Origin of the sequence: Anaerostipes sp. MSJ-23 (assembly GCF_018918155.1) — a bacterium.
GTDB lineage: Bacteria > Bacillota > Clostridia > Lachnospirales > Lachnospiraceae > Anaerostipes.
Map to the genome: position 1 here is coordinate 219021 of NZ_JAHLPY010000001.1, position 13062 is coordinate 232082.

Here is a 13062-nt window from a genome sequence, read left to right on the forward strand (position 1 = left end):
AACCTTTTGTAAAAGTCTAAACGCATGGCGCCTATAAAACCGACATGTGCGTCAGGCACTTGTCCTATTCAGCGTGTGCTGAAACGATTTCTTTTTTATTATAAGATCCGCAGGCTTTGCACACTCTGTGAGGCATCATAAGAGCACCACATTTGCTGCATTTTACAAGTGTTGGAGCAGTCATCTTCCAGTTTGCTCTACGTCTGTTTCTTCTTCCTTTGGATGATTTATTCTTTGGACAAATTGACATTTGTTTACACCTCCTTAAAATTCTTAAAAATATCCTGAATGGCTGCCATACGAGGGTCTGCCACCGTACGATCGCAGCCACACTCTTTCTCATTCAGATTCGCCCCGCATACCGGACAAAGTCCTTTGCAGTCTTCTCTGCATAAAACTTTTGATGGAAGCTGCGGAACAACTTCATCGAAGATTAATGCATCAAGGTCCAATACCTTATCTTCGATACAGGAAAGTATATCTTCCTCTTCTGACGGATTAGAGAAATCTACTTCCTGACAAAAATCAATGTCGACAGAATACAATACTTCCGATAAACACCGATCACACGGAATTGCAAGAATTACTTCTGTATCGAATGCAATAGATATCACATTCTTTCCTTCATTCTTTAAAATAACCGGAAATTTGTCTTTTTTACGGATAGGATATGACACACCTTTTAGTTTTATCTCATCCATATCAATCCATGCTTCCACGGTTTCCGTATAGTTTTTTGTTGAAATTATTTTTGATAATTGGATCTTCATACTATCTCCTAAAAAATCATACTGTACCATTATACGAATGCGACCACGGTTTGTCAAGGAGTTTCCCTTACTTTTTTATTTTACAAGTGCAACGGTATCTCTTGCGATCATTAATTCTTCATTTGTTGGTACACAAAGTAATGTTACTTTAGAATCATCTGTTGAAATAACTGCATTTTCTCCATGTACATCATTTTTCTGATCATCAAGTTTCGTTCCAAGATATCCAAGATATTCACAGATAGCTTTACGTGTAATATCATCATTTTCACCAAGACCTGCTGTAAATGCGATTGCATCGACACCATTCATGGCTGCTGTATAAGCTCCGATATATTTTGCAACACGATATGCATATGCATCCAGAGCTGCTGCTGCAACTCTATTTCCTTCTGCTCTTGCTGCTTTTACATCACGGAAATCAGAAGATACACCAGATAATCCAAGAACTCCAGACTCTTTATTTAAAATATTTAATACTTCAGATGCTGTCTTATTTTCTTTGTTTGCAATGAATTCAATAATGGCAGGATCAAGATCTCCGGAACGTGTTCCCATGATCAATCCTTCCAGCGGAGTTAATCCCATAGATGTATCTACAGATTTTCCTCCCTGAACAGCTGTTACGCTGGCACCATTTCCAAGATGACATACGATGATTTTAAGATCTTTAATATCTTTTCCTAACATTTTTGCAGCTTCCATGGAAACAAACTGATGAGATGTTCCGTGGAATCCATAACGGCGAATACCGTCTTCATCATAATATTTTCTTGGAATTCCGTATAAATAAGCTTTTTCAGGCATTGTCTGATGGAAGGCAGTATCAAAAACAGCTACCATTGGAAGACCTGGCATTAATTCCTGACATGCACGAACACCAATCAATCCTGCAGGGTTATGAAGAGGTGCGAATACGCTGCATTCTTCTACTTCTTTAATCACATCATCTGTGATCAGACATGATTTTGTGAATTTTTCTCCACCATGCACGATACGATGTCCAACTGCACCGATTTCATCAAGGCTTTCTACCACACCATTTTCTTTATCTGTCAACTGATCTAAAACAATTCCGATTGCTGTTTTATGATCTGGCATTGCAGGATTTGATTTAATTTTATCTTTTCCTGCTGGCTGATGTGTTAAAGCACCGTCGATTCCGATTCTTTCACATAATCCTTTTGCCAGAACTCCTTCTGTTTCTGAATCAATTAACTGATATTTTAATGATGAGCTTCCACAGTTGATAACTAAAACTTTCATTTGGTTCTCCTTTTCCTTCCTTCTTTTTTTACTTTTCTGCTTCTAAAGCTGCTGCCTGTACACATGTAATTGCTACTGCACCAACGATATCTGATGCTACACATCCTCTAGATAAGTCATTGACTGGTTTTGCAATTCCCTGTGTGATTGGTCCGTAAGCCTGTGCTCCACCAAGTCTCTGTACAAGTTTGTATCCGATATTACCAGCATCAAGGTCTGGGAATACTAAAACATTTGCCTGTCCAGCGACTTCACTTCTTGGTGCTTTTGTAGCTGCTACTTCTGGCACAATTGCTGCATCTAGCTGTAATTCTCCGCAGATCAGATACTGTGGGTATTTTTCTTTTGCGATTGTTGTTGCTTCTACAACTTTTGTTACATCTGCATGTTTTGCACTTCCACATGTAGAATGAGATAACATGGCAACTCTAGGAGTTGCTCCGATCAACTGCTCAAATGTTTTTGCAGAACTTGCTGCGATTGCTGCCAGCTGTTCTGGATTTGGATTCTGGTTCAATCCACAGTCAGCAAATACGAAACATCCATTTTCTCCCATGTCTCTTGCCTTTGTATCCATCAGCATAAATGCAGAAACGATTTCTGTATTTGGTGCTGTTTTTACAACCTGAAGTGCTGCACGAAGTACGTTAGCAGAAGAATTGATTGCTCCGGCTACCATTCCGTCTGCATCTCCTACACGTACCATAGTTGCTCCAAAGAATAATGGATTTGACAGAAGAATCTCTTTTGCATCTTCTGGAAGTAATCCTTTGCTCTTTCTTGCTTCACATAAAGATTCGATGTATGTATTTAGATGTTCACATTCTGCCGGGTTAACAAAAGAAGCGCTTGAAATATCAAGTCCTTTGGCTCTTTCAAGAATTTCTTCTTTTTTACCTACCAGGATTACATCGGCAAGTTCTTCTTTTAAAACTTCCTCTGCTGCTGTTAATGTTCTCATGTCTGTTGTCTCTGGCAGTACGACGGTTTTCTTATTCGCTTTTGCCTTTTTCTTAATCTCATCAATAACACTCATTTGCGTTGCTCCTTTCAACTTTCCACAAAGATGAATTTAATCCTGTTAAATTATACATCATCAGTAGTTTGTATACAACATATGGATTTGTATTTTTCGCTGTACACAAGGCTTTTTTAAGAACCTATATCCATGGTTCTCTCTTTTGCCAAACTATATTCATTCTACATTTTTTTGTATCCCATGACAAGATGTTGAGGCTCTATTTTTCATTTTTTGTGCAGTTTTACTTTTTTCTTATTCTCGTTTATAATACTTTTACTATAAACAGATTGGAGATTTCTATGAAAACAGCAGCAATTATTTGTGAATACAATCCTTTTCATAACGGCCATGCCTATCAAATTGAGAAAACACGAGAAAAAACAGGTGCTAATATTATTCTTGCATTAATGAGTGGAAATTATGTCCAAAGGGGAACCCCTGCCTTAATGGAAAAACAATTGCGTACGAAAGCTGCCCTTTCTTGTGGTGCTGATATTGTTATAGAACTACCTTTATGGTTTGCATGTAATTCTGCACCTTATTTTGCAAGCGGTGCTATCTCTCTCTTAAATTCCCTTGGAATTGTTGACTTTCTCTCCTTTGGAAGTGAATGTGAAAATCTTTCTGACTTAAAGAATCTGACAGATTTTCTTGTAACCAACGAAAAGGATCTTTCCGATCTTACCGCACATTATGTAAAAGATGGTCATTCTTATCCAAAAGCAAGAGAACTAGCCCTTTTTGATCTTTGCGGTCATAATCACTGGCTAAATTTAATCCGCGAACCAAACAATCTTCTTGGAATCGAATATTTAAAGGCTTTGAGAAAAACCAATAGTCATATAGTTCCTGTTTCTATCCCAAGAAAATCCTCCAGCCACCACCAGCAAAAATTACAACATAATTCCTCTTTTTCATCGGCAAGCGCTATACGAAATGTTATTGAACAATCAAAGGATCTTTCTGATATCACGCCTTCCATTCCAGAACCATGTATCTCTTTGATGTATCAACATTTCCAGAAAGACTTTCCTGTAACACTCAATGATTTCTCTGGTTTTTTAAAATTTCAGGCACTTCACCTCGATCAGATCACTGATTTTTGGGAAATTTCTTCAGATTTCCAGGATATCTTTCAGAAACATTTATGTCCTGAAAAAAACATTACGCAGCTAATCCATACGATGAAAAGTAAAAATCTTACATGGAGTCGAATCAGTCGAAACCTTATGCATATTCTTCTTGGCATGAAAAATATGCATCGTGATTTCATCTTGAGTCACAATGAAAAACTTTATTATCAGATTCTTGGTTTTCGGAAAGAATCTTCTCATGTGATCGCGCAATTAAAACGACATGCAACGATCCCTATGGTACGTCACTGCCGTGCATTCAAAGACCCTTTATCTCCTTATCAAGAAGAACTTCTTTGCATAGAACAAAGGGCAAATCAGATTTATCATATTGTTCTAGGGGAAAAATTTCATATTTCATGGAAAGATCAACAGATTATCGTCTAGTTTTTTCTAATAATTCATAAACTAAAAAAAGAACGATCTGGAGAATTTTTATGAAAAAACTACCTTTCAAACTTTCCCTATTTTTTTGTGGAATTTTTTTGTTATTTTTCCCGCATCTTTGTATTCAGGGCGCACGTGACGGACTTCTTCTGTGGTCCGGCACAATCGTCCCAACACTACTTCCATTTTTTCTACTAACCGGATTAATGAATAAATATGATGCTCTTTCCCTCGTTTCCATATTTTTTTATCCGGTTTATAAAAAATTTTCTAAATTAAATCCGGACCTTGCATCTACATTAGTTCTTGGATTTGTCTGTGGATGTCCTCTTGGCGCAAAGATCGTCAGTGATCTTGTTTTATGTGGCTCTTACACAAAAAAAGAAGGTCAATGCCTTCTTGTTGTTTGTAATAATATCAGTCCAATGTTTACGGTTGGTTATACATTATATCTCATCCTTCATGACCAGACCAATCCTTTTTCTTTCTTTTTCTGTCTTTACCTTCCTAATATTATTTATTTTTTATATTATATTTTTCGATTTTATAAAAAAGATTTTTTTTGCTGTCATCACAAAGAAAAAAATTCCTTTTTCTCAGCAAAATCTTTAGATCATATTATTTTTGACAGCCTCCATTCCATCTTTATGATTGGAATTTATATTATGATCTTTTCTATCGGATCACAACTTCTTGCCTCTTTGCCGTCAATCCCAATCATTACCAATGGGTTAAAATCATGTATGGAAATTACAACCGGACTTTCTTTCCTTAGTTCCATGGAAATAAAACTTTCCATAAAAGCAGCATTTGCTTGTATGATCAGCTCCATAGGGGGGCTATGCGGCATAGCACAGACCGCTGATATTATAAAAGAAAGCCGGCTATCCATTCATTCTTATATTATTTGGAAATTTATTTTTTCTATTTGCAGCTTTTTTCTTGGATTACTCATCCTTTGAAAGAAAATCTTCTACAGTTCTTGTCTTTGGCTGATGAAGAGATACCCCTGATAACTGATCTTCAATTTCCTGAGTATTGGTCTGAATCGATTCCAGATCTGATTCCAACGTATCTATCAGCTGTCCAAAGACACTTTGTTGTGCTTCTTTAACGCTGGATACATAACCTTGAATATCCTCCATGATCTCCCTTGTATATTGCAGTGCCCCAATGCGAACTTGATCGGCCTCTTGATTAGCACTCCTTATAATTTCATCTGCCTGTTTTCTTGCTCCATTTTCAATCTCATCTGCACGCATTTTCGCCATCTCAACAATTTCATTTTGGTCAATCAAAGCGCCCGCCTCTGAAGCAGCCTGATTCACAATATTTTGTGCTTTCATTCTAGCATCTTCCAGCATAGCTTCTTTGTTTAAAATAATCTTATGACTACGCTCAATTTCTCCAGGAAGCTGATTCCTCAGCTCCTCAATCACTGTTATAAGTGTATCTTTATCAATCACAATCTTGCCAGGACTAAATCGTGTTTGCTTTGCTTCATCAATTAGTTCCTCAATATCATCGATCATCTCATGCAAATATTTTTCGCTCATTTTAAGCCTCCTGTCTTGCAAACTTCTTTCTCAGGCAGTCTTCCACATAGGATGGTACCATACTGGAGACATCTCCTCCATAAGATGCGATTTCCTTTACGATTGTTGAGCTGACATAGGCATATTCAATGCTTGTCGTAAAAAACATCGTATCAAGCTCCTTATTTAACTGACGATTAATCTGAGCAATCTGAAGCTCATATTCAAAATCGGTAACTGCTCTTAACCCACGAACAGAAACATCTGCATTCTGTTCCTTCGCAAAATCTACCAAAAGTCCTGAAAAAAATGTTACTTCCACATTTTTTAAATGTTTTGTTTCTTCTCTGATCATATCCAATTTTTCTTCTACCGTAAACAATGGAACTTTTTCACTGTTTACCAAAACTGCAATGATCAGCTTATCAAATACTTTTGCCGACCTTTCTATAATATCTAAATGCCCATAAGTGACCGGGTCAAAACTTCCCGGATATACGGCAATACTCATTTTCCTATCCTCCTAAGATTTTCTCAAAAATGTATGCTTATTTGTTTTATATTCTTTTATGCGAAAAATTTTAAGCTCCTTATAATCTTCATCTACGATTTTTGTTTCTAATGATGATTCTACAATTACAACGGTATCCAGCGTACAAATAGACGATTGATCCAGGCAAGAAAGAACCTGATCTTCAAATCCTTTTTTATATGGCGGATCCATAAATATGTAATCAAACGTCTTTTTTTCCTGTTCCAGCTGACGAATCGCAGCAAAAACATCCATTCCCATAACGCTTGCATATTCCTTCAATTTTGTGAAAGAAAGATTTTCACGAATGCATCGAAGTGCTTTCGGTGATTTTTCCACGAATACAGCTTCCTTGGCACCTCTGCTCAATGCCTCTATCCCAATTCCTCCACTTCCGCCAAAAAGATCCAGAAATTTGCATCCCGGAATATCATATTGAATCATATTAAATAATGTTTCCTTAATTCTATCCTGAGTTGGTCTTGTATCCATACCCTCAATTGTTTTTAATTTTAAGCTCTTTGCGCTCCCAGATATAACTCTCATAAATAAACATCCTTCATTTTTACTTCTCTTTATTTTATTATATATAAAAATTTTGTCAACAGACAATCGAAAAGAAGCCCTGAAACTTTCTGGCTTCACGGCTTCTTTTTTCATCTTTTTTGTTCCTTATCGGGACATTTCCTCTTCCTGTCTGCGGATCATTTTACGAACCATTTCTCCTCCAACAGAACCTGCCTGTGCAGTTGTCAGATGTCCGTTGTATCCTTCCTTTAAGTCAACCCCGATTTCATTTGCTACTTCAAACTTGAATCTGTCCAATGCTTCTCTCGCTTCTGGTACCTCAACTCTGTTTGTTCCTTTGCTTCTTGCTGAAGTTCGTTCTTCCATTTTGAATTTCCTCCATTTCTTCTGTGGTTTTTTGTTACACTGATAGTATGCTCTAACACACAAAAGATACTCTAGGAGTTTTTACATAAACTAACATTTTTTTCAAATTAATATACAACTTTAAATTTCTTTTCTCCATCTTTTAATGAACGCTCTTCAGATTGTACTTCATCAATTCTTATAAAACGATGCCCGTCATTCTTTGTCTGTTCTAAAAATTGTTGAATTGACACTTTTGTTCCCTGTACTTCTGCTTCTACAGATCCATCTGGAAGATTTCTAACCCATCCAGTCAAGTGGCATCTTTCTGCATTCATACATACAAAAAACCGAAAACCAACTCCTTGTACTCTTCCAATAAATCGAAAATAATAACGAACCATAAGTTTTCCTCCTATAAATTATGTGCAAGTTGAATTTGCTTTTCCAGCCGACTGTTTTTTAAATCTGAAAAATCAAATCCTTTTTCTTCCAGCGCATGGACGGCATCCGAAGCTTGTTTCATAATATCTGCATTCGTATAAATATCTGCAAGAACAAAATCCATCATTCCACTTTGCCTGACCCCAAAGAAATCTCCGGGACCACGAAGTTTTAGATCTTCATTTGCAATATAAAATCCATCATTTGATCTATTCAATACTTCCAGACGCTGCATTGTTTCTTTCTTCTTAGAAGCTGTCATAAAAATACAATAAGACTGATGAACACCACGTCCTACACGTCCTCTTAGCTGGTGCAATTGTGCCAGTCCAAAACGTTCTGCATTTTCTACCATCATAACCGTTGCATTCGGTACATTGACTCCAACTTCCACAACCGTCGTAGAAACAAGAACGTCAATTTTTCCTTCCGAAAATTCATCCATTATTTTTTGTTTTTCCAAAGATTTCATCTTTCCATGAAGGTATTCGATACGAATTGACGGTGAAAGACTGCCTCGAAGCATTTGTGCATACTGAATAACATTTTCTCCTTCCATCGTCTCACTTTCTTCTACCATTGGACAAATGACATATACTTGTCTTCCTTCCCTTACTTGCCTTTCCATAAAACGATAGGCATTCGGGCGATAACTTGTATTTACCACACAATTTTTGATTGGCAGCCGGCTTTTTGGCACTTCGTCCACTAATGATACATCGAGATCTCCATATAAAATAATTGCAAGTGTTCTTGGAATTGGTGTTGCGCTCATCACAAGTACATGTGGAGAATTTCCTTTTAGTGAAAGCTTTTGTCTCTGACGCACTCCAAAGCGATGCTGTTCGTCTGTAATAACAAGTGCCAGATCATCATACTCTACTTTATCCTGAATGAGTGCGTGAGTTCCAAGAACAATGTCTATCTGATGTTCTTTGATTTTTTTATAAATTTCTCTTTTTTCTTTTGCTTTCGTAGAACCTGTCAACAAAGCAATTCTCACTTCAAATGGCCTAAGGAGCTCACAAAACGTCTCATAATGCTGCTTGGCAAGAACTTCTGTTGGTGCCATTAAAACCCCCTGATAACCACTTTTCGCACACATTAAAAGCAAAAGAACTGCAAGAATTGTCTTTCCAGACCCAACATCTCCCTGCACTAAACGATTCATCACTTTTCCAGAAGCCAAATCCCTTTGCATTTCTTTGAACGTTCTCATCTGTGCCCCTGTCAATTGATATGGAAGACTTTTCAATAACTTTTCTACTTCTGGCCCAGCTTCTATTTTGTAAGAACTTTCTTCCACAGCCTCTTCTTTTGAAATCATATGCATTGCTGAAATAAAAATAAAGAATTCATCAAAGATTAAACGTTTTTTTGCTTCCACCAATTGTTCCTTTGATTTTGGAAAATGAATATCCCAGATTGCCTGACTATAATCCATCAAATGATACCGTTTCAAGGTCTCATATGGAAGATATTCTGAAATTGCCATTATATATTCCTTTGTCTGATGGATGGCCTTTGATATTATCTTATTCGTCAATCCACTGGTCAACGGATAAACTGGCTGAAGCGTTTTCTGCTGTTTCTGATAATCATCTAGCTGAAAAATTTCTGGATGTTCCATGACTATCGCTCCATTTTTAAAAACTGGTGTCCCAACAAAAATATAATCTTCTCCCCGGTGTAATTGTTTTTTTAAATATGGCATATTAAACCATGTAAGCCGAATCGTACCAGTTCCATCTTTTGCAAGACAAGAAACAACTTTCAAACGTCTTATGTACTGAATATGAACCTCTGAACAAATTTTGACAAGAATGGATGCCCTCTGTCCAACTTCCAACTCACAAAGATCCATTGGATCCTCATAAGTCAAATAATATTTGGGGTACATTGTGATCAAACTGTCTACATCCCTGATCCCCATTTTTCCAAAAGCCGCTGCTGTCTTTTCTCCAATTCCCTTTAATTCTAAAATATTTGTTGTACCATCCATAAATGCACTCCCCGATATTCTTTTTAGAAGAAAAAAGAGAGAGTATAACCTCCCCCTTTTTCGCTCTTATTCAACAGATAACAGGAAATAGTAAATTGGTTGTCCTCCATACTCAAACTGCACATCACATTCATCATATTTTTTTTGTACTTTTTCAAAAAGTTTTTGTGCATCTTCTTCCTTCATATCTTGTCCATAATAGATACAGATTAACTCACTATCTTCATCGACCATATCTTCCAGCAATTTCATCGTGACTGTCTCGATGCTCTTGCCTACTTCCTGGATTCCATCATCATCAATTCCCATAATATCATCGACATGAATTTCTTTTCCATTAACCGAAGTATCACGGACTGCATAGGTAACTTCTCCAGTCTTTACATTTTCAAGCATTTCCTTCATATTTGCTTCATTTGTTTCAATATCTTTATCAGATTCAAATCCAATAAATGCAGAAATTCCCTGCGGAACCGTCGTTGTCGGAATAATAATCACATTCTTGTCTTCCACAAGAGACTGTGCCTGTGTTGCTGCAAGAATGATATTTTTATTATTTGGAAGAATAAATACGGTATCTGCATTGACCTGTTCAATAGCTTCTAGCATATCCTCTGTGCTTGGATTCATTGTTTGACCACCTTCAATTAGGTAGTCAACACCAAGACCGCGGAAAATTTCGTTCAATCCATCACCAATGGAAACCGCAACAAAGCCATATGGTTTCCTTTCTTCTTTCGCTTTTGCCTCTGCCTCTTCGGCCTCTTTGATTTCTTCTGAAAGCTGTAAGCGTTCTTGATGTTCCTCACGCATATTGTCAATCTTCATGCTGGTAAGATCCCCATAGGAAAGTCCTTTCTCAATGGCTTTTCCTGGATGGTTTGTATGCACATGAACTTTTACAATATCGTCATCTCCAACGACGACAACACAATCTCCAATTCCAGAAAGGAATTTTTTAAATTCTACTTCCTTATCATCATTCCATGGCTCTTTTGTCATAACGATAAATTCGGTACAATATCCAAATTTAATATCTTCTTCCTTTGTAATTCCGATTTCTGCTGTCTTTGCTTTCTTTACTATTGGTTTTTCTATATCAGAAAGATCGATTTCTTTTCCAAGCAATACATCCACAGCACCTTGAAGAAATTCTACAAGTCCCTGCCCTCCAGAGTCAACCACACCTGCCTCTTTTAAAACAGGAAGCATCTCTGGTGTTCTTTGTAAAATTGCATTTGCTTCTTCCATTACTGTCTGCGCAAATTTTTCAAAGTTTTCTTCTTTTCTAGCTACTTTCACTGCTGTATCCGCCGTTACTTTCGCAACAGTAAGGATCGTTCCTTCTTTTGGCTTCATAACTGCTTTATATGCAGTATCCGCTGCATGTTTAAATCCTTCTGCTACCGCTTTGGTATCCAGTACGTCTTTATCTTTGACCCCTTTATAAAATCCGCGGAACAGCTGAGAAAGAATCACACCAGAGTTACCTCTGGCCCCGCGCAGAGAACCACTGGAAAGCCCTCTTGTAATTTCCTTGATTGTAACCTCAGCTCCTGTTACTTCTTTTGCCGCTGCAATTGCTGTCATTGTCATATTGGTACCGGTATCTCCATCTGGTACCGGGAATACGTTTAATTCGTTAATATATTCTTTTTGTGCCTCCAGACGTTTTGCACCACCGATTAACATCTTTTGTAATAAAGACGCATCTATCTGTTTCATATCTTTTGCCTCCATCATTATCCTATATCCTTTACGCCCTCAACATAAATATTGATTCGCTCTACTTCCAGACTGGTAAATTCTTCCACTCTGTACTTTACAGATTCCATAAGATTGTTGGCAACTGCAGAAATGGAAACACCATAAGACACGATGATATGAAAGTCAATTGTAATCTTATTATTATTTACAGAAACAAAAACACCTTTTCTGATGTTATCTCTTGTCAACAATTTGACAATTCCATCTTTCATATTCACCATTGCCATGCCGACAATACCAAAACAACCGAGGGCACAAATCCCTGCATATTTCGCAATTACCTGATTTTCAATGGAAATTTCTCCATTTTTTGTACTCATATGTCCTTTCATAGTATTACCTCCAACCGAGCATTATAAGATGATTATACTATTTATCGTTCAAAAAGAAAAGCAAATTTATTCTTGATTTTTATAAATCAATCTGTTAGAATGAAATAGTTGTCGAGCCCGGAATATAAAATATTGGGAAAAGGAAAAGATTTGAAGAAGGAGGTGCTAACATGGCAAAATGTGCTATTTGTGGAAAAGGCGCTCATTTTGGAAATGCAGTCAGTCACTCACATAGAAGATCAAACAAAATGTGGAAATCAAATATTAAATCCGTAAAAGTGAAAGTTAACGGCGGAGCTAAGAAAATGTACGTTTGTACTTCTTGCTTAAGATCCGGTAAGGTTGAACGTGCATAGTTCACAGGATTTTGAATAAAACCACTAAGAGTTGGATGATTTATCCGACTCTTTTTTATTTTACAAAACTATTCGTTCATCGAAAAAACAGACAATATCCAAGAAGCCAGCATGCCATGCAAAGAAGTACTTTCACAAACTCATCCTGAAGAAACAGACCCGTAATCAATCCAAGTCCAAAAAAGAAAATTGCGATTCCGCATACCCGTTTCATAAATCTCCCCGCATACTTCTGTAATACAGAATATGAAAAAAAGAGTCATTTTATGACTCTTTTTCCAGATCATCTACGATATCTTCCAGTGTTTCTTCTTTGTTTGTAAACTTATCAATCACATCTGGAACCATATCAAGAAGCTTTACAATTGTTTCCTGATTTTTGACATTTACAAGCTTTGTCTGCCCATTGCGAATGACAAGAACCGCACTTGGTGTCAATTTTCCTCCAATTCCTCCGCCGCTTCTACTTTTTTTATCGCCACTCATATCTCCGGCACCCATACCAAAAGATACATCAACCAGCGGAAGAATAATGGTATCTTTAATATAAATTGGCTCTCCTACCACTGTTTTTGATGTCATGAAACCTTCCATTCCATTAAAAAGAGAATGGACTGTATCACTAAAATTTTCTTTCCCCATAA

General features: G+C 37.0%; 17 protein-coding genes. 3 read left to right on the top strand and 14 right to left on the bottom strand.

The genetic code is table 11. From position 1 onward, the window contains the following. Window positions 1–64 precede the first annotated feature (64 nt). The 4 genes from rpmF to pta form a co-directional block, all read right to left on the bottom strand. A complete protein-coding gene (rpmF, locus tag KQI71_RS01085) occupies window positions 65–250 on the bottom strand; it encodes a 50S ribosomal protein L32 (protein WP_008391606.1) in 186 nt (61 codons plus the stop codon). A 4-nt stretch (window positions 251–254) separates the two neighbouring features. Then, the gene (locus tag KQI71_RS01090; RefSeq protein ID WP_216433221.1) at window positions 255–770 is read right to left on the bottom strand and encodes a YceD family protein; all 516 of its coding nucleotides are present in this window, start codon (window positions 768–770) and stop codon (window positions 255–257) included. 75 nt (window positions 771–845) lie between these two features. Then, entirely contained in the window at window positions 846–2036 is a 1191-nt protein-coding gene (locus KQI71_RS01095; protein WP_216433223.1) for an acetate/propionate family kinase, read from the bottom strand. Between the two features lie 28 nt (window positions 2037–2064). Beyond that, the gene (pta, locus tag KQI71_RS01100) at window positions 2065–3072 is read right to left on the bottom strand and encodes a phosphate acetyltransferase (protein ID WP_216433225.1); all 1008 of its coding nucleotides are present in this window, start codon (window positions 3070–3072) and stop codon (window positions 2065–2067) included. Window positions 3073–3356: 284 nt separating this feature from the next. Here pta and KQI71_RS01105 point away from each other — a divergent pair, with 284 nt between their 5' ends. Then, window positions 3357–4577 carry a tRNA(Met) cytidine acetate ligase gene (locus KQI71_RS01105; protein WP_216433227.1) on the top strand — a complete coding sequence of 407 codons (1221 nt, stop codon included), beginning with the start codon at window positions 3357–3359 and terminating at the stop codon, window positions 4575–4577. A gap of 50 nt (window positions 4578–4627) precedes the next feature. After that, the gene (locus tag KQI71_RS01110; protein ID WP_216433229.1) at window positions 4628–5539 is read left to right on the top strand and encodes a hypothetical protein; all 912 of its coding nucleotides are present in this window, start codon (window positions 4628–4630) and stop codon (window positions 5537–5539) included. On the opposite strand, the gene KQI71_RS01115 is transcribed toward KQI71_RS01110, so the two are convergent. The 8 genes from KQI71_RS01115 to KQI71_RS01150 all read right to left on the bottom strand — a co-directional run bounded on the left by KQI71_RS01115 (window position 5525) and on the right by KQI71_RS01150 (window position 12062). Then, entirely contained in the window at window positions 5525–6133 is a 609-nt protein-coding gene (locus tag KQI71_RS01115) for a hypothetical protein (protein ID WP_216433231.1), read from the bottom strand. The genes KQI71_RS01110 and KQI71_RS01115 overlap by 15 nt on opposite strands. Before the next feature lies 1 nt (window position 6134). Further along, complete coding sequence (gene coaD / locus KQI71_RS01120; protein WP_216433232.1) at window positions 6135–6623, bottom strand: pantetheine-phosphate adenylyltransferase; 489 nt, start codon at window positions 6621–6623, stop codon at window positions 6135–6137. Window positions 6624–6635: 12 nt separating this feature from the next. Next, on the bottom strand, window positions 6636–7190 hold the full coding sequence (rsmD, locus tag KQI71_RS01125) for a 16S rRNA (guanine(966)-N(2))-methyltransferase RsmD (protein WP_216433234.1): 555 nt from the start codon (window positions 7188–7190) through the stop codon (window positions 6636–6638). Window positions 7191–7316: 126 nt separating this feature from the next. Then, window positions 7317–7538 (bottom strand): alpha/beta-type small acid-soluble spore protein, encoded by a 222-nt coding sequence (locus KQI71_RS01130; protein ID WP_216433236.1) that lies wholly within the window; start codon window positions 7536–7538, stop codon window positions 7317–7319. A 107-nt stretch (window positions 7539–7645) separates the two neighbouring features. Next, entirely contained in the window at window positions 7646–7921 is a 276-nt protein-coding gene (locus tag KQI71_RS01135; RefSeq protein ID WP_216433238.1) for an acylphosphatase, read from the bottom strand. Window positions 7922–7932: 11 nt separating this feature from the next. Beyond that, a complete protein-coding gene (gene recG / locus KQI71_RS01140; RefSeq protein ID WP_216433240.1) occupies window positions 7933–9963 on the bottom strand; it encodes an ATP-dependent DNA helicase RecG in 2031 nt (676 codons plus the stop codon). A gap of 66 nt (window positions 9964–10029) precedes the next feature. Next, on the bottom strand, window positions 10030–11688 hold the full coding sequence (locus KQI71_RS01145) for a DAK2 domain-containing protein (protein WP_253287867.1): 1659 nt from the start codon (window positions 11686–11688) through the stop codon (window positions 10030–10032). Window positions 11689–11705: 17 nt separating this feature from the next. After that, on the bottom strand, window positions 11706–12062 hold the full coding sequence (locus KQI71_RS01150; RefSeq protein WP_216433242.1) for an Asp23/Gls24 family envelope stress response protein: 357 nt from the start codon (window positions 12060–12062) through the stop codon (window positions 11706–11708). Between the two features lie 170 nt (window positions 12063–12232). On the opposite strand from KQI71_RS01150, the gene rpmB reads away from it, so the two are divergent. Beyond that, on the top strand, window positions 12233–12418 hold the full coding sequence (rpmB, locus tag KQI71_RS01155; RefSeq protein WP_201311292.1) for a 50S ribosomal protein L28: 186 nt from the start codon (window positions 12233–12235) through the stop codon (window positions 12416–12418). A 76-nt stretch (window positions 12419–12494) separates the two neighbouring features. Here rpmB and KQI71_RS01160 read toward each other — a convergent pair whose 3' ends face one another. Together KQI71_RS01160 and KQI71_RS01165 are read right to left on the bottom strand one after the other, a co-directional pair. Beyond that, window positions 12495–12632: a hypothetical protein gene (locus KQI71_RS01160; RefSeq protein WP_216433244.1), complete on the bottom strand. Its 138-nt coding sequence runs from the start codon at window positions 12630–12632 to the stop codon at window positions 12495–12497. A 50-nt stretch (window positions 12633–12682) separates the two neighbouring features. After that, window positions 12683–13060 carry a GerW family sporulation protein gene (locus KQI71_RS01165; protein WP_216433245.1) on the bottom strand — a complete coding sequence of 126 codons (378 nt, stop codon included), beginning with the start codon at window positions 13058–13060 and terminating at the stop codon, window positions 12683–12685. Between the last annotated feature and the right edge of the window lie 2 nt (window positions 13061–13062).

Bases quoted from the DNA above. Each gene is read 5' to 3' on its own strand.
- rpmF (WP_008391606.1), bottom strand. From the start codon at position 250: ATGTCAATTTGTCCAAAGAATAAATCATCCAAAGGAAGAAGAAACAGA.
- KQI71_RS01090 (WP_216433221.1), bottom strand. From the start codon at position 770: ATGAAGATCCAATTATCAAAAATAATTTCAACAAAAAACTATACGGAA.
- KQI71_RS01095 (WP_216433223.1), bottom strand. From the start codon at position 2,036: ATGAAAGTTTTAGTTATCAACTGTGGAAGCTCATCATTAAAATATCAG.
- pta (WP_216433225.1), bottom strand. From the start codon at position 3,072: ATGAGTGTTATTGATGAGATTAAGAAAAAGGCAAAAGCGAATAAGAAA.
- KQI71_RS01105 (WP_216433227.1), top strand. From the start codon at position 3,357: ATGAAAACAGCAGCAATTATTTGTGAATACAATCCTTTTCATAACGGC.
- KQI71_RS01110 (WP_216433229.1), top strand. From the start codon at position 4,628: ATGAAAAAACTACCTTTCAAACTTTCCCTATTTTTTTGTGGAATTTTT.
- KQI71_RS01115 (WP_216433231.1), bottom strand. From the start codon at position 6,133: ATGAGCGAAAAATATTTGCATGAGATGATCGATGATATTGAGGAACTA.
- coaD (WP_216433232.1), bottom strand. From the start codon at position 6,623: ATGAGTATTGCCGTATATCCGGGAAGTTTTGACCCGGTCACTTATGGG.
- rsmD (WP_216433234.1), bottom strand. From the start codon at position 7,190: ATGAGAGTTATATCTGGGAGCGCAAAGAGCTTAAAATTAAAAACAATT.
- KQI71_RS01130 (WP_216433236.1), bottom strand. From the start codon at position 7,538: ATGGAAGAACGAACTTCAGCAAGAAGCAAAGGAACAAACAGAGTTGAG.
- KQI71_RS01135 (WP_216433238.1), bottom strand. From the start codon at position 7,921: ATGGTTCGTTATTATTTTCGATTTATTGGAAGAGTACAAGGAGTTGGT.
- recG (WP_216433240.1), bottom strand. From the start codon at position 9,963: ATGGATGGTACAACAAATATTTTAGAATTAAAGGGAATTGGAGAAAAG.
- KQI71_RS01145 (WP_253287867.1), bottom strand. From the start codon at position 11,688: ATGAAACAGATAGATGCGTCTTTATTACAAAAGATGTTAATCGGTGGT.
- KQI71_RS01150 (WP_216433242.1), bottom strand. From the start codon at position 12,062: ATGAAAGGACATATGAGTACAAAAAATGGAGAAATTTCCATTGAAAAT.
- rpmB (WP_201311292.1), top strand. From the start codon at position 12,233: ATGGCAAAATGTGCTATTTGTGGAAAAGGCGCTCATTTTGGAAATGCA.
- KQI71_RS01160 (WP_216433244.1), bottom strand. From the start codon at position 12,632: ATGAAACGGGTATGCGGAATCGCAATTTTCTTTTTTGGACTTGGATTG.
- KQI71_RS01165 (WP_216433245.1), bottom strand. From the start codon at position 13,060: ATGGGGAAAGAAAATTTTAGTGATACAGTCCATTCTCTTTTTAATGGA.